The following is a 15,251-nucleotide window of genomic DNA, read 5'->3' on the forward strand; positions in this document are numbered from 1 at the left end:
GGCTACTGCTGCCCTCCTGGGCAGAGGAGTCGATCATGCCGTCATTTTATCGGCGTTGCCTGGGACTCCGCTGGGGGTGGGCCGAAGGAGTCGATCGTCCTGTTCAGCCCGGCCGGGACCGGCTTTCGCCGCGCCCACCGGTCGACTCGGTCCCGGCCAACTCGTCGGCGTCGAGCAGGCCCCGGTCGAGTCGGCCGGACCGGTAGGCGGCCCGGCCGATCATCTGCGCGGCGACCGGGGCGGTGGCCAACTGGAAGACCCCGACCAGCAGGATCATGCCGAGGTCGGCCCGGGACCGCAGCCGCAGCGCGATCCCGAGCAGCAGCAGGAGCACGCCGAGCACCTGGGGCTTGGTGGCCGCGTGCATCCGGGACAGGGCGTCCGGGAAGCGCAGCACACCGATGCCGGCGCACAGCGCGAGCAGCGCGCCGGCGACCAGGCAGACGGCCCCGAGCCAGTCGGCGATCGTCGCGAGCACGCCCGGCATCAGGAACGCTCCCGGACGGCGAAGCGGACCAGCGAGACCGAGCCCACGAAGCCGAGCAGGGACAGCACCACCAGCACCGGCAGCGTGGTGGCGTGCCGGTTGACCGCCGCCTCCGCGCCCACCGCGCCGACCATGGTGGCGAGCAGCATGTCCGCCGCGATCACCCGGTCCAACAGCGAGGGCCCCCGGTAGAGCCGGATCAGCACGAGCAGCGCGGTCACCGACAGCAGGACGGTGAGGACGACGGCCAGGAACGTGATCATTAGGCGAATCCCTTCTCGGCGGGACCGGGCTCCACGCGGCGCAGTTCGTCCGCGCTGCCCACCGCCCGGACGATGCGTCGTTCGACGTCGAGGGTGCGGTCCCGGGCGAGCGCCAGGTCGGCCGGGCCATGGGTGTCCAGCACGTGCAGGTAGAGCACCCCCGGCTCACGGTCCACCTTGAGGACCAGCGTGCCGGGCACCAGCGAGACCGCCTCGGCGGTGAGCGCCAGGATCAGATCCGTACGCACCCGCAACCGGACGGCGATGATCGCGCCACGGGGCCGGTAACCGGGTTGCACGGCGATCCGGGCGATGTGCAGGCTCGCGCTGACCAGTTCGACGACGAACCGACCGGCGAACGCCAGCAGCGCCCCCGGCCGCAGCCGCCCGCCGAAGGTGACCGCCGGCAGCGGGAAGAACAGCAGGACCGAGCCTCCCACCAGCAGGCCACCGATGATGTTTGCCAGGTTGATCTCGCCCCAGAGCAGGTTCCAGACGAGCACCAGCCAGCTCAGCGCCAGCGTCTGGTCCCGCCAACGCCCGAGCCGACCTTCCCTGGCGGCGTCCGTCGGGGGTGCGCCGCGTCGGCCCGTCACGGCACGCCGCCGGGCAGAACAGCGCGCACGTACGGCGTACGCGAGAGCAGGTCGGTGGCCGCGTCGGCGGTGACGTCGAACAGGGGGCCGGCCAGCACGGTCAGCGACACCCCCAGGGCGACCAGGGCGACGGTCGCGCCGACCGTCAGGGCGGGCAGCCGGACGACGGGTTCCTCGGTGGCGATCCGGGGCGCCCGCCAGAACGCGATGTTCCACACCCGGGAGGCGACGTACAGGGTGAGCAGACTGGTGAGCGTCCCGGCCGCCACCAACGTCGCGGGCAGCGCGCCGCCGGCCGCCACCCCGGCCTGGAGCAGCCCGAGCTTGCCGAGGAACCCGGAGAACGGGGGCACCCCGGCGAGATTCATCGCCGGGACGAAGAAGAGGACGCCCAGCAGGGGCGCCACCCGGGCCAGTCCGCCGAGACGACGCAGGTCGGTGCTGCCGGCGCGCTCCTCGACCAACCCGGCGACCAGGAACAGGGTCGTCTGGATGGTGATGTGGTGCACCACGTAGAAGATCGCCCCGGCGAGCCCGGCCGCGGTGCTCAACGCCACCCCGAAGATCATGTAGCCGATGTGGCTGACCAGGGTGAACGAGAAGAGCCGCTTCATGTCCGACTGCGCCACGGCGCCGAGGATGCCGACCACCATGGTCAACCCGGCGACGACCATGAGCAGGTCGTCGACCTGGCCGCCCGGAAAGAGCAACGTCTCGGTACGGATGATCGCGTACACGCCCACCTTGGTGAGCAGCCCCGCGAACACGGCGGTCACCGGGGCCGGAGCGGTGGGATAGCTGTCCGGCAGCCAGGCCGACAACGGGAAGACCGCAGCCTTGATCGCGAACGCGAGCAGCAGCATCAGTTGCAGGGTCACCCGGACGTTGTCCGGCAGGTCGTCGAGACGCTGGGCGAGCTGCGCCAGGTTGAGCGTGCCGGTGGCCGCGTACACCAGTCCCACGCCGGTCAGGAAGATCATCGAGGAGAGAACGCTGACCACCACGTACGTCGAGCCGGTGCGGATGCGCGTCTCGGTGCCGCCCAGCGTGATCAGCACGAAGCTGGCCGCCAACAGGATCTCGAAGCCGACGAACAGGTTGAACAGGTCACCCGCCAGGAACGCGTTGGTGACGCCCGCGGTGAGCACCAGGTACGTCGGGTGGAAGATCACCACCGGCGCGCTCTCGCTGGTCTCGCTGCGGCCCTGCCCGATCGAGTACACCAGCACGCACAGGGTCACCGCCGAGGACACCACCAGCATCAGCGCGGCCAACTGGTCGGCCACCAGCACGATGCCGACCGGCGGCGGCCACCCACCGACCGCGAGCACCACCGGCCCGTGCCGGTACGCCTGCACCAGCAGCACCAGCGCGACGGTGAACGTCACCGCCAGGCAGAGCACGCTGACCGTACGCTGCACCCGGGGCCGGTCGGCCAGCAGCAGGGTCAGCGCCGCGCCGAGCAGCGGCACCACCACCGGCAGGGGCAGGAGCCGGCTCACGACGCGTCGTCCGGCTGGCCACGTCGGAGTCGGCGGCGGGCCGGCTCCGGGTCGACCTGCTCCGGATCGCCGTTCGGACCCTCCCCGCCACGGTCGACCGCGCCCACCCCGTGGTCCTCCGCGCGACGGATGATCTGGCGGTCCTCCAGGTCGTCGGGCACCTCGTCGTCGCCGGTGAGATACCAGCTCCGGTACGCCACGGCGAGCAGGAACGCGGTGAACCCGAACGTGATCACGATGGCGGTCAGCACCATCGCCTGCGCCAGTGGGTCACTCATCCGGTCCACCGGGCCGGTGCCCACGACGGGAGCGCCACCCGACCGGCCACCCAGCAGGATCAGCAGGTTGACACCGTTGCCGAGCAGGATGACGCCGAGCAGGATCCGGGTGAGGCTGCGCTCCAGCAGCAGGACCACCCCGCACCCGACGAGCGCCGCGACGGCGAGCACCAGCACCAGCGTCGGCCCGGCGCCACCCGCCGTCACGGCCGCGCCCCTGTTCGCGACTGCGGGGCTCGCAAACCCGGCTCACTCCTCGCGCTCACGGCCGTCCGCCCTTGTCGATGGCCAGGCCGCCGCTCTCCGTACCGGTGGCCTCGATGTGCCGGTCCACCTCCGCGCCGAGACTGCGCAGGATGTCCAGCAGCAACCCGATCACGATCAGGTACACGCCGATGTCGAAGAAGAGCGACGTGACCAGGTGGACGTCGCCGACCAGCGGTAGGGACACGTCGAGCTTCGCGCTCTGCAGCACCGATCCGCCGGCCAGCAGCGCCACCGCGCCCGTACCCACCGCCAGGGCCAGCCCCGCGCCGAGGATCAGGCCAGCGCCCACCGGGGCGGCGTCGGTCAGCTCGTACCTGCCGCCGGCCAGGTAGCGGACGACCAGCGCGAGCCCGGCCACCAGGCCGCCCGAGAATCCGCCGCCCGGCGCGTTGTGCCCGGAGAAGAGCAGGAACAGCGAGAACAGCACCACCGTGTGGAAGATCAGTCGGGTGACCACCTCAAGGACGAGCGAGCGCTGCTCGTCGTAGAGGGTCGGGCCACCCCGTAACCAGACGGGCCGGTGCGGCGGGGCGGCCCCTTCGGCGGACTCCGGCCGGCGCGGCCTCGGCCCGGTACGGGACCGCTCGAAGATCAGGCTGGCCACCCCGGTCGCGGCCACCACCAGCACCGACACCTCGCCCATGGTGTCCCAGGCCCGGATGTCGACGAGGGTCACGTTGACCACGTTGCGGCCGTACCCCTCGCCCACCGCGAGGGCCGGGAAGACGGTGGAGATGTCCGGCGCGCGGCGGGCGCCGGCCGCGACGAGCGCGAGCCCGCCCGCCACCACGCCCATCGCCACGCCGATCGCCCGACGCGTCCATCTGCTGCGGCGCAGCGGTCGGGCCGAGAACCGCTGCGGCAGGCGGCGCAGCACCAGCACGAAGACCGCGATGGTCGCGGTCTCCACCAGGAACTGGGTGAGCGCCAGATCAGGTGCGCCGTGCAGGATGAACAGCATGGCCGTGCCGTAGCCGGTGACGCCGACCAGCAGCATCGCGGTCAACCGCCGACGAGCGCCGACCGCGAGCAGCGCGGCCACCGCGATGACCACCACGACCACCGGTTGCAGCGGGTTGTCCCAGAGCGGGAGCCGGGCCCGCCAGGGGGCGGCGGCGAGCATCGCCCCACCGGGCAGCAGCACGAGGGTGACGAGAATGATGCCGAGGTACTGCGGTAGCGAGCCGCGCTGGGTCGCGCCGGTGACCCCGATGGCGAACCGGTCGAACCGGCCCACGACCCACTCGTACCCCTGATTGCCGCCGACCGGCGACCGGAGCCGGGCCAGCGCGGGGGCGAGCGGCCCGCGCAGCGCGAAGAGCAGGATGCCGCCGGCAAGCGCCAACACGGACAGACCGAGCGCCGCGGTGGGTCCGGGCCAGAGCGTCAGGTGCGCGTCGAGGGTCCCCAGCAGCTCGGCGTACGGACTGAGCAGACCGTCCAGCACGCCGGCGGCGGGACCGGCGAGCAGCCCGACGACGGCGAGCACCGCCGGTGGGAGCAGCATCGACGCGGCGACCGGCCCGGGTGGTACCGGTTCGACGCCCGGCCGGTCGGCGAACGCGCCCCAGAGGAAGCGGGCGCTGTACGCGACGGTGAGCACCGTTCCGGCGACCAGCCCGGCGAGGACCACCGGATCGCTGGTGAACGCCGCGAACACCGCCTCCTTGGCGACGAACCCGACGAGCGGCGGTACGCCCGCCATCGACGCCGCCGCCAGCACCGCGACCCCGAACAACGGGCGGGACCAGCGGCGCAGCCCGGACAACTCGCGCAGGTCACGGGTCCCGGCGCCGTGGTCGATGACGCCGACGACCAGGAACAGCGCCGCCTTGAACAGGGCGTGCGCCAGCAGCATCGCCGTGCCGGCCAGCGCGGCGTCCGGTGTACCCGAGCCGGTCACCGCGACCAGCAGGCCCAACTGGCTGACCGTTCCGTACGCGAGCAGCAGCTTGAGGTCGTTCTGTCGCAGCGCCGCCCAACCGGCGACGAGCATGGTCGCCACCCCGGCGATGAGGACCAGCGGTCGCCACGGACCCACCGTGGCGAGCACCGGCGCGAGCAGCCCGACCAGGTAGACGCCGGCCTTGACCATGGCCGCCGCGTGCAGGTACGCGCTGACCGGGGTGGGCGCCGCCATCGCGACCGGCAGCCAGGAGCTGAACGGGAGCACCGCCGACTTGGACAGCGCCCCGGCCAGGATCAGCAGCACCGCCGTGACGAGGTAGCCACCTCCGGGCAGCGGGTGGGCGGCGATCTCGGACCAGCGGTAACTCCCGGCGTGCTCGCCCAGCAGGATGAACCCGACCAGCATGGCGAGCCCGCCCAGCGTGGTGACGGTCAGCGCCTGCGCCGCCGCCCAGCGGCTGGCCCGGCGTTCGGTGCTGTGCCCGATCAGCAGGTACGAGAAGATCGTGGTCAACTCCCAGCCGACGTAGAGCAGCAGCAGATCGTCGGCGAACACCAGGACGAGCATCGCGCCGGCGAAGGCCACCAGGACGGCGGCGACCTGGGCCATCCCGGGGGAGCCGGCGTCGAAGTACCGGGCGCTGTAGACCAGCACGAGCGCGCCGACGCCGCCGACCAGCAGGGTCATGAGCCACGACAGCGTGGTGACGCGCAGCGCGATGTCGAGGCCCAACTGCCCGATCCACGGGTACGTCTCGACGACCGCGCCGCCGTGCGCGACGGCCGGGGTACGGGCCAGCGCCCAGCCGAACGCGGCGGCCGGCGCGAGCGCCAGCGGATAGCACGCGCGCGGACCCCACCACCGGACGAGAAGCGGCGCGACGAGGGCCGCCACGAGGTGGAGGATGAGCAGTACCAGCACTCGCGCTCCCGATCGAGGTGGCCGACACCCGTACAGCGGTGGTGTCTTCAGCGATCAGACGCCAGATCCCCGAGCCTCGGGCGGTTTTACCGGAATTGCCCCGCCATAGGGCTCAATGTGCGATCAACGGCGAGCGCCAGCGGCGGCGGTCAGCGCAGCAGAGCGTCGCCGACCGGCAGCGCGTCGTCGAGATCCTGGTGACCTCGGCGCAGGTCGGCCAGCAGGTCGACGCGACCGAGTTGGCGGGCGACCTTGGCGACGACCCGCTCCGCGACGGCGAGGGACCGCATCGAGAGCAGGCGGCCCCGGCTCTCCCGGCGCAGCACGAAGTAGTGCACCGCGACGCGGACCTGCCCCCGGTCGGCGGCGCTGGCCTGGGCGGTGGAGACGACCAGCTCCCGCAGGCAGCCGGCGAGACGCTCGGCGAGCTCCAGCTCGGGCCCGTGCAGACCGCCGCGGAGCGTGGCGAGGTGACTGTCGACCTTGCGGATCAGCACATCGGTGCCGGGCTCGACGTGTCGCGGCTCGCCGGTCATCCGATCCCTCCCACCCGATTCGCGTTGCGGGTGAAGTTACTTTATGTTGCTCCTTACAAGCAAGCAGTTAAGTGAGACTTAACGTATTAAAGGTGCATCACGCGCAATTTCCACACAGCGCGGCACGATCCGCCGTGGGTCGTTCGTTGTTGTCGTACCGACGGGGCACGATGGACCGGTGAGCGGGGCAGACACGGGCAAGGGCGAGGTGTTGGACGGGTTCGGTCCCGCCACTCGCGCCTGGTTCGACGCCGCCTTCGCCGCGCCCACCGCCGCCCAGACCGGCGCCTGGAAGTCGGTCTCGGCCGGCCGTAACGCCCTGGTCGTGGCGCCCACCGGCTCCGGCAAGACGCTCGCGGCCTTCCTCTGGTCGCTGGACCGGCTGGCCCGCGAGCCCGCGCCGACCGAGGCTCGCCAGCGGTGCCGCGTGCTCTACGTCAGCCCGCTCAAGGCCCTCGCCGTCGACGTCGAACGCAACCTACGCGCGCCGCTGGCCGGCATCCGGCAGGCGGCCACCCGGCTCGGCGTCCCACCACCCGACATCACCGTCGGGATGCGCACCGGTGACACGCCGGCCGACGAGCGACGGGCCTTCGCCCGCACCCCACCCGACATCCTCATCACCACACCCGAGTCACTGTTCCTGCTGCTCACCTCGGCCGCTCGGGATTCGCTGCGCGGCGTCCAGACGGTGATCGTCGACGAGGTCCACGCGGTGGCCGGCAGCAAGCGCGGGGCCCACCTCGCCCTCTCCCTGGAACGCCTCGACGAGCTGCTGCCCACGCCGGCACAACGGATCGGCCTCTCCGCCACCGTCCGGCCGATCGACGCCTGCGCTCGGTTCCTCGGCGGCGCCCGGCCGGTCGACGTCGTGCAGCCGCGCACGGCGAAGACGATCGAGGTCAGCGTGCAGGTGCCGGTGGAGGACATGACCCGCCTCGACGAGCAGGAGCAGCCTCCCGAGGACTCCCTCGGCGGGCCTGGGCCACGCCGCGCCTCGATCTGGCCGGCCGTCGAGGAGCGGGTCTTCTCGCTGATCGGGCAGCACCGCTCCACCATCGTCTTCACCAACTCCCGCCGCAGCGCCGAGCGCCTGTGCGCACGGCTCAACGAGCTGGCCGCCGAGGAGGTGGCCACCGCCGCGATCGCCTCCGCGTCGGGCGAGGGCGCGATCGTCGTACCCCCGGGGTCGTCGTCGGGCGATAAGCCGGCGGCCGACGACGGCCCGGCGAGCGGCGCGCAGCGGTGGGGTGGCCCCGCCGGCCCGGGCAGCAGTCGCGCGCCGGCCGAGGTGATGGCCCAGTCCGGCGCGGCGGCCGGGGCAGCGCCGGTGATCGCCCGCGCGCACCACGGCAGCGTCTCGCGGGAGGAGCGCAAGCACATCGAGGAGGCGCTCAAGTCCGGCCAGCTCCCGGCGGTGGTGGCGACCTCCAGCCTGGAGCTGGGCATCGACATGGGCGCGGTCGACCTCGTGGTGCAGATCGAGGCCCCGCCGAGCGTCGCCGCCGGCCTGCAACGCGTCGGGCGGGCCGGGCACCAGGTGGGCGCGGTCTCCCGGGGCGTGGTCTTCCCCAAGCACCGGGGCGACCTGCTGTCCTGCGCGGTTGTCGCCGAGCGGATGACCGACGGCGCGATCGAGGAGTTGCACTACCCGCGTAACCCGCTGGACGTCCTGGCCCAGCAGATCGTCGCGATGGTGGCCCTGGAGCCGTGGCAGGTCGGCGACCTGGCGGTGCTGGTCCGGCGGGCGGCGCCCTTCGCGGAGCTTCCCGATTCGGCCCTGCACGCCGTGCTGGACATGCTCTCCGGCCGCTACCCGTCCACGGCATTCGCCGAGTTGCGTCCCCGACTGGTCTGGGATCGGGCCAGCGACCAGCTCACCGGCCGTCCCGGCGCGCAACGGTTGGCGGTGACCAGCGGCGGCACGATCCCGGACCGGGGTCTGTTCGGGGTCTTCCTGGCCGGTGCGGAGCGGGCCGCCCGGGTCGGCGAGCTGGACGAGGAGATGGTCTACGAGTCGCGCGTCGGCGACGTCTTCCTGCTCGGCTCGTCCTCGTGGCGCATCGAGGAGATCACCCCCGACCGGGTGCTGGTCTCCCCCGCGCCGGGTCAGGCCGCGCGGATGCCGTTCTGGAAGGGCGACCAGCTCGGCCGCCCGGTGGAGCTGGGCCGGGCCATCGGCGCGCGGGTCCGCGCCCTGCTGCGCCAGAGCGACGAGGCGGCGCTGGCCACGCTGCGCGAGGGCGGCCTGGACGACTGGGCCGCCACCAACCTGATGGCCTACCTGCGCGACCAGCGGGCGGCCACCCGCTCCCTGCCCGACGACCGGACCGTCGTCGTCGAGCGCTTCCGTGACGAGCTGGGCGACTGGCGACTCGCCGTGCACAGCGTCCTCGGCGCGCGGGTCAACGGGCCCTGGGCTCTCGCCGTGGGTCGCCGGCTGGCCGAGCGGTACGGGGTGGACGCCCAGGTCATGCCCTCCGACGACGGGATCGTGGTACGCCTCCCGGACACCGCCGACGAGCCACCCGGCGCCGACGTGGTCGTCTTCGAACCCGACGAGATCGCCCAGCTCGTGCAGGAGTCGGTCGGCACCTCGGCGCTCTTCGCCGCCCGCTTCCGGGAGTGCGCCGCCCGGTCGCTGCTGCTGCCCCGCCGCGACCCGCGCCGCCGCCAGCCGCTCTGGCAGCAGCGGCAACGCGCCGCGCAACTGCTCGACGTCGCCCGCGAGTACGCCGACTTCCCGGTCACCCTGGAGGCCGCCCGGGAGTGCCTACAGGACGTCTTCGACCAACCGGCGCTGGCCGAGCTGATGCGCGACCTCGCGGCTCGCAAGGTCCGCCTCGTCGAGGTGGAGACCAGCGCGCCGTCGCCGTTCGCCCGGTCGCTGCTCTTCGGCTACGTGGGCGCGTTCCTCTACGAGGGCGACGCCCCGCTCGCCGAGCGCCGGGCCGCCGCCCTGGCCCTGGACTCCACGCTCCTCGGTGAGCTGCTCGGCCGGGTCGACCTGCGCGAGCTGCTGGATCCGGAGGTGCTCGCCGAGACCGACCGGCAACTGCGCTGGCTGACCGAGCAGCGCCGCCCGCGCGACGCGGAGGACGTGGTCGAGCTGCTGCGGGTGCTGGGCGACCTCAGCGACGTCGAGTTGACCGAGCGGGGCGTGCCGGAGGGCTGGCTGAGCGAGCTGGAGGCCGCCCGCCGGGTGCTGCGGGTACGGATCGCCGGCGAGCAGCGCTGGGTCGGCATCGAGGACGCCGCCCGACTGCGCGACGCGCTCGGCGTGGCGCTGCCCGTCGGGGTGGCCGAGGCGTACCTCGCGCCGGTGGCCGACCCGCTGGGCGACCTGGTGGCCCGGTACGCCCGCACCCACGGCCCGTTCGCCGCCGCGACCTGCGCGGCTCGCTTCGGGCTCGGCGTCTTCGTGGTCGAGCAGACGCTGCGCAGCCTGGCCGCCACCGGCCGCGTCGTCTCCGGCGAGTTCACGCCCGACACGGCCGGCGCGCAGTGGTGCGACGCCGAGGTGTTGCGGATGCTGCGCCGCCGCTCGCTCGCGGCGCTGCGCCGGGAGATCGAGCCGGTGCCACCGCGGGCCCTCGCCACGTTCCTGCCCCGCTGGCAGCAGGTCGGCTCGTCCGCCCGGGGTGTGGAGGCGCTCGCCGCCACGGTGGAGCAGTTGCAGGGCGCTGCCGTGCCCGCGTCCGCGCTGGAACGGCTGGTGTTGCCCGGCCGGGTCGCCGACTACTCCCCCGCCCAGCTCGACGAGCTGTGTGCCAGCGGGGAGGTGCTCTGGGCCGGTTCCGGGGCGATCTCCGGAGGCGACGGCTGGGTCACCCTGGCGTACGCGGACGCCGCGCCGCTGCTGCTTCCGCCGCCTGATGAGGCGTTGACGCGTACCCCGCTGCACGACGCGGTGCTCGACGCCCTCGGCGACGGGCAGGCGCTGTTCTTCCGCGCGCTCGCCGACCGGGTCGGCGCCACCGACGATGCCGCGCTGACCGGTGTCATCTGGGATCTGGTCTGGGCCGGGCACCTCACCAACGACACCCTCGCCCCGCTGCGGGCGGTGCTCGGCGCGGGTGGAGCGCACCGGTCGCGCCCGTCCGCGCCGCGCACCCGCTACCGGCGGCCCGGCCGGGTGGCGCTGCCCACCCGCAGCGGCCCACCGACCGTCGCCGGCCGCTGGTCGCGGCTTCCGGATCGGGATCTCGACCCGACCAGGCGGGCCGCCGCCCTCGCCGACGTCCTGCTGGAACGGCACGGGGTCGTCACCCGGGGCGCGGTCATGGCCGAGCAGGTCGTCGGTGGGTTCTCGGCGGTCTACCCGGTGCTGTCGGCGCTGGAGGAGCGTGGCGCGGCTCGCCGGGGTTACTTCGTCGAAGGTCTCGGCGCGGCACAGTTCGCGGTTCCCGGCGCGGTGGACCGGCTACGCGCCCTGGCGGAGCCCGCCGACGGCGCCCGGGGTCGGGGCGGGCCGGCCACCGTCCTGGCGGCCACCGATCCGGCCAACCCGTACGGTGCGGCACTCCCCTGGCCGGACCGCGTCGTCGACTCCGGCGACGGGGCCACCGCCGCGACCGGGCACCGGGCGGGCCGTAAGGCCGGTGCCCTGGTGGTGCAGGTCGGCGGCGACCTCGTGCTGTACGTGGAACGCGGTGGCCGAACCCTGCTCTCCTTCACCGACGACACCGAGACGCTCGCGGCGGCCGGTAAGGCGCTGGCCGACGCCGTCCACTCCGGAGCGTTGGGCGCGATGTCGGTCGAACGGGCCGACGGCGAGGCGGTGCACTCGTCGCCACTGCGTGACGCGCTGACCGCCGCCGGCTTCCGGGCCACCCCGCGCGGCCTACGCCTACGCGGCTGACCCGACCCGCGCGGCCTACGTCTGCCGGTCGCTCAACCCGTGGAAGCGTCCGCCTGCGCACGCGTGGCTCAGCCCCTGCCTGCGCGCCTGGCCGACCGCGCGTCCGGCCTCCGAAGGTGTCGCGGGCTGTCCTGCGTGACGACCACTGGTGGGGCCGATCCGCCCTCGCGCGGTATCCACACGCGATCTGGTAGCTCTCCCGTGCCAGGCACCGTCGACCACCTCTGCGACGTTGATGCCTGTGAGTCATCTTGATGACTCACAGGCATCACAGCCAAAGGTTGTGCCCCGGCCGCCACCTGATGGACAACGCGGCCGCGAGGCAGCGGGAGCAGCGGGAGCAGCCTCAGCGGAGGCCGTTGAGAACCTTCTCGTAGCGCACGCGGTCGGCTGCCGGGGTCTTCGCGTCGAGGTAGTTGAGCACCACTGCCCCACGCCGGTACGACTGGCCGCCCCACGTCTCGGCGATGTCGCCGGCGCTGGTCTCGTCGGGGAACACGAAGACGGTGACGCCGTCCGTGGTGACGATCTCGGAGCAGCCCAGCCCAAGACCGTCCGGACCACAGTCGACCGAGCGGTCCTTCGGGTGCGTGACCCGCAGACCGGCGGCCCGGAACGCGTCGATGACCTGCCGGGCGCTGGGAGCGCCCGCCGGACGCTGGGGCAGTATCACCGGCGGCGGACTTGCCGGCCGGCGTTCGACCGGTCCCTGCGGGGGCGCCGACGGCACGGTGGACGGCGCGACGGACCGTGGTGGCGGCGGTGCAGCGCCGTCGGTGCGGGACGGGCCCGCCGAGGTGCTCGGCACGCTCGGCAGATCCGTGGCCTGGACGGTCGAGGACGTAACACCGGGGACGGCACTCGACGGCGCGGGATCGTCACCACGGCCGCAGCCGGCGACGACGGCAGCGGCGACCAGCAGGACCCCGACGGCGGGCAGGCTCCGAAGTGTCACAGGCGAAGTCTGCCCAACCACGCTGGGTGGCGGGAGGGGCCGGTCGGCCAGCACGCTGTCCGCTATCTGCCAGCAGGGTCAGCCGGGTTGCCAGTCGCCCGCACCGATACGGCCCGATCCGACCACCACCCGCGGGACGCGCGGGGGGCGTTGGGCGCGGGACGCGCGGGGGGCGGGGGCGCTAGCCTGCGGGGGTGTCCGGCACACCGTGGATCTCGTTGACCACCGACTACGGCCTCGACGACGGCTTCGTGGCCGCCTGCCACGGGGTGATCGCCCGGATCGCTCCCGCCGCCCGGGTCATCGACGTGACGCACCTGGTGCCGCCGGCGGACGTCCGGCGCGGTGCCGCCGTGCTGGCGCAGACCGTGCCGTACCTGCCGGTGGGCGTGCACGTGGCCGTGGTCGATCCGGGGGTCGGCACCGCCCGACGGGGCATCGCGCTGGCCACCCCGGGAGGGCTGCTGGTCGGCCCGGACAACGGGTTGCTGCTCGACGCGGCCACCGCGCTCGGCGGGGTCAGCGCCGCCGTGGAGCTGACCGCGCCACGATGGCTGGCGGCCCGGGTGTCCGGCACGTTCCACGGCCGGGACGTCTTCGCCCCGGTGGCGGCACGCCTGGCGCTCGGGGCGTCACTCGCCGAAGCCGGTCCAGCCGTAGACCCGGGCGAACTGGTCCGGCTGCCAGCACCGGTCATGACCCGTGACGCCGACGGCTTCACCGCCGAGGTGCTGACCGTCGACCACTTCGGCAACGTGCAGCTGGCCGCGCCCGGCGAGGTGCTCGGCGCGCTCGCGGCCACCGTCCGGGTCGGCCCGCCCGGGCCGACGCCGTCCCACGCGGCGGTACACGGACGGACGTTCGGCGACGCGCCGCAGCAGGCCCTGGTGGTGTACGTGGACTCGGCCGACCTGGTGGCGGTTGCGGTCAACGGCGGTCGGGCCGTGGACGTCCTCGGCGTACGCCCGGGTGACCTCCTGCGGGTGGCCGGGTGACATTCGACTGTGGAATGCTGCCCCGGTGGGTGAACCGGTGGGTGAACACGTAGTTCCCGTGGGCTGTCCCTGTTGTGCCTCCCGGACCGGCGGCGGGACCTGTCCGGTCTGCTTCTGGACGGACGACGGCCAGAGCGACGCCGACGCGGACGCGGTGCGGGGCGGCGCCAACGGCGACCTGAGCCTGTCGCACGCCCGGCTCAACTACGCCGTCTACGGGGCCAGCCACCCGCGTTACCAGGACATGGTGCGTCCCGCCCGCCCCGACGAGCGCCCCTGACGCGGCGCCCGCCGAAGCGAGGTCGTCTCAGCAGACCGGTACGGTACCGCCGTAGACGGTGGCGACGTACGCGTGGCTGACGTACTGCCCGGTGGCCAGGCGGTTCCACCTGGTGGTGGTGCGGTACGGGCCGGCGACCGACTGGCCGGTGACGTAGCACTGGACCGGCACGTTGGCGAACCGCGCGGCGAGGCCACGGATCGCGTACGACGTGCCGGGCCCGCTGCGGATGTTGAGCGGGCCGTCGCCCACCACGGCGCGCGGACCGCCGCCGGTCCACAGGTACGCGACGTCCACCCAGGCGTTGGTGGTGAGTTGCAGACCGTCCCAGAAGGTGCCGTCGGCCAGGTCGATGCCGGCCGGGTTGAGCACGGTACGCCCAAACTGGTCCCGCCCACCGTTGTAGCCGGACTGGTAGGCGGCCTGCGCCTCGGGCCGACCCTGCGGCAGGTTCTTCCAGTTCTCGCGTACGGCGGACGGGTTCCAGTAGTCGTCCCGGGTGTTCCAGGGCCCGACGTCCCAGACCGGGGCGTACTCGCAGCGCGCGCCCGTCGTGGTGCAGACCCGCACGGTGTAGTCGCCGCTGTTGAGTGGCGAGAGGCCCCGGCGCGACGGTAGGGCCACGAAGTGGTCGCGCGGCTGTACGGTGCGGCCGTTGGCGGTCAGTTCGCCGACCAGTCCGATCCGGGTGGCGTACACCCGGTAGGTGAGGCCGGGTGTGGCGGCGGAGACGGCGGCGGTCGCGTCGGCGGTGAGCTGGACGGCGCGTACCGTCGCGGTGGCCCCGCCGGCCCGCGCGGTCAGCACCACCCGGGTCTGTACGCGGCTGACCGGGCGGTCGAAGGTCGCGCCGGCGGTCGCGGCCCGCCACTCGGTCCAGCCGTTGAGCCGCCATCCGCGCACCTGCGCCTCCGCGCTCGCGCCGGCGGGGACGTCCGCGTCGATCTCGGCGCGGACCCGGGTGGCCGGGCGGGCGAGGGTGCGTGGGGCGCTGAGGAGCATGCCTTCGGCGAGCGCGCTGTGCGGGCTGCGAGGGCTGCGTCCGCCCGCGCGGGCCTCGCGCAGCCGCAGTCCGGCGGCGGTACGGCGGACGTTGACATCGTCCCGGTCGACGACCGACAGGTCGGCGCTCCACCGTTCCCCGGCCGGTGCGGCGGCGGTCAGGGTGAGCGATCCCGCGGTCGCGGGGACGGTGGTCCGGGCGGCGCTGGTGACGGGCACCAGGGCTGCGATGAGCGCGAGAGCGAGGATGGCGGCGAGCGTGGAGGGTCGGATAAGACAATGAGGTCGTCTCATGGGCATTCTCCTCAGAACCCCCTGACCATCGCATGTCCGGAGATCATGAGGAACCTGGCTACAAATAGCGACACATGCGAATCATGCTCGAAAGAGGGAGGATGG

At 73.5% G+C, this 15,251-nt stretch carries 12 protein-coding genes; 3 read left to right on the forward strand and 9 right to left on the reverse strand.

The window, feature by feature from the left end; genetic code table 11:
- Nucleotides 1-103: 103 nt before the first annotated feature.
- The 7 genes from mnhG to AB0J36_RS10940 all read right to left on the reverse strand — a co-directional run bounded on the left by mnhG (nucleotide 104) and on the right by AB0J36_RS10940 (nucleotide 6,759).
- Entirely contained in the window at nucleotides 104-487 is a 384-nt protein-coding gene (gene mnhG / locus AB0J36_RS10910) for a monovalent cation/H(+) antiporter subunit G (protein WP_357122558.1), read from the reverse strand.
- Nucleotides 487-750, reverse strand: coding sequence for a monovalent cation/H+ antiporter complex subunit F (locus tag AB0J36_RS10915; RefSeq protein WP_357122555.1), 264 nt, complete (start codon nucleotides 748-750; stop codon nucleotides 487-489). Before AB0J36_RS10915 ends, mnhG begins: the two co-directional genes overlap by 1 nt.
- Nucleotides 750-1,346, reverse strand: coding sequence for a Na+/H+ antiporter subunit E (locus AB0J36_RS10920; protein ID WP_357175201.1), 597 nt, complete (start codon nucleotides 1,344-1,346; stop codon nucleotides 750-752). The genes AB0J36_RS10915 and AB0J36_RS10920 overlap by 1 nt, the downstream gene beginning before the upstream one ends.
- Nucleotides 1,343-2,848: a Na+/H+ antiporter subunit D gene (locus tag AB0J36_RS10925; protein WP_363660435.1), complete on the reverse strand. Its 1,506-nt coding sequence runs from the start codon at nucleotides 2,846-2,848 to the stop codon at nucleotides 1,343-1,345. Before AB0J36_RS10925 ends, AB0J36_RS10920 begins: the two co-directional genes overlap by 4 nt.
- The gene (locus AB0J36_RS10930) at nucleotides 2,845-3,333 is read right to left on the reverse strand and encodes a Na(+)/H(+) antiporter subunit C (RefSeq protein WP_357122546.1); all 489 of its coding nucleotides are present in this window, start codon (nucleotides 3,331-3,333) and stop codon (nucleotides 2,845-2,847) included. Before AB0J36_RS10930 ends, AB0J36_RS10925 begins: the two co-directional genes overlap by 4 nt.
- Nucleotides 3,334-3,388: 55 nt before the next feature.
- Complete coding sequence (locus tag AB0J36_RS10935; RefSeq protein WP_357122543.1) at nucleotides 3,389-6,223, reverse strand: Na+/H+ antiporter subunit A; 2,835 nt, start codon at nucleotides 6,221-6,223, stop codon at nucleotides 3,389-3,391.
- Nucleotides 6,224-6,372: 149 nt separating this feature from the next.
- Complete coding sequence (locus AB0J36_RS10940) at nucleotides 6,373-6,759, reverse strand: hypothetical protein (protein ID WP_357122540.1); 387 nt, start codon at nucleotides 6,757-6,759, stop codon at nucleotides 6,373-6,375.
- Nucleotides 6,760-6,937: 178 nt separating this feature from the next.
- Between AB0J36_RS10940 and AB0J36_RS10945 the strand changes: the two genes are divergently transcribed.
- Nucleotides 6,938-11,620: a DEAD/DEAH box helicase gene (locus tag AB0J36_RS10945; RefSeq protein ID WP_363660436.1), complete on the forward strand. Its 4,683-nt coding sequence runs from the start codon at nucleotides 6,938-6,940 to the stop codon at nucleotides 11,618-11,620.
- Between the two features lie 346 nt (nucleotides 11,621-11,966).
- Here the strand turns inward: AB0J36_RS10945 and AB0J36_RS10950 are convergent, their stop codons facing one another.
- A complete protein-coding gene (locus AB0J36_RS10950; protein WP_363660437.1) occupies nucleotides 11,967-12,575 on the reverse strand; it encodes a hypothetical protein in 609 nt (202 codons plus the stop codon).
- A gap of 194 nt (nucleotides 12,576-12,769) precedes the next feature.
- On the opposite strand from AB0J36_RS10950, the gene AB0J36_RS10955 reads away from it, so the two are divergent.
- Complete coding sequence (locus AB0J36_RS10955) at nucleotides 12,770-13,570, forward strand: SAM-dependent chlorinase/fluorinase (RefSeq protein ID WP_363660438.1); 801 nt, start codon at nucleotides 12,770-12,772, stop codon at nucleotides 13,568-13,570.
- A gap of 37 nt (nucleotides 13,571-13,607) precedes the next feature.
- Nucleotides 13,608-13,850 carry a CPCC family cysteine-rich protein gene (locus AB0J36_RS10960; protein WP_039905669.1) on the forward strand — a complete coding sequence of 81 codons (243 nt, stop codon included), beginning with the start codon at nucleotides 13,608-13,610 and terminating at the stop codon, nucleotides 13,848-13,850.
- Between the two features lie 27 nt (nucleotides 13,851-13,877).
- On the opposite strand, the gene AB0J36_RS10965 is transcribed toward AB0J36_RS10960, so the two are convergent.
- The gene (locus tag AB0J36_RS10965; RefSeq protein ID WP_357122527.1) at nucleotides 13,878-15,146 is read right to left on the reverse strand and encodes a hypothetical protein; all 1,269 of its coding nucleotides are present in this window, start codon (nucleotides 15,144-15,146) and stop codon (nucleotides 13,878-13,880) included.
- Nucleotides 15,147-15,251: the final 105 nt, after the last annotated feature.

Source organism: Micromonospora sp. NPDC049662 (assembly GCF_040675055.1).
GTDB lineage: Bacteria > Actinomycetota > Actinomycetes > Mycobacteriales > Micromonosporaceae > Micromonospora.

Coding starts and splice junctions, on each gene's coding strand:
- mnhG (WP_357122558.1), bottom strand. CDS start 487: ATGCCGGGCGTGCTCGCGACGATCGCCGACTGGCTCGGGGCCGTCTGC.
- AB0J36_RS10915 (WP_357122555.1), bottom strand. CDS start 750: ATGATCACGTTCCTGGCCGTCGTCCTCACCGTCCTGCTGTCGGTGACC.
- AB0J36_RS10940 (WP_357122540.1), bottom strand. CDS start 6,759: ATGACCGGCGAGCCGCGACACGTCGAGCCCGGCACCGATGTGCTGATC.
- AB0J36_RS10965 (WP_357122527.1), bottom strand. CDS start 15,146: ATGAGACGACCTCATTGTCTTATCCGACCCTCCACGCTCGCCGCCATC.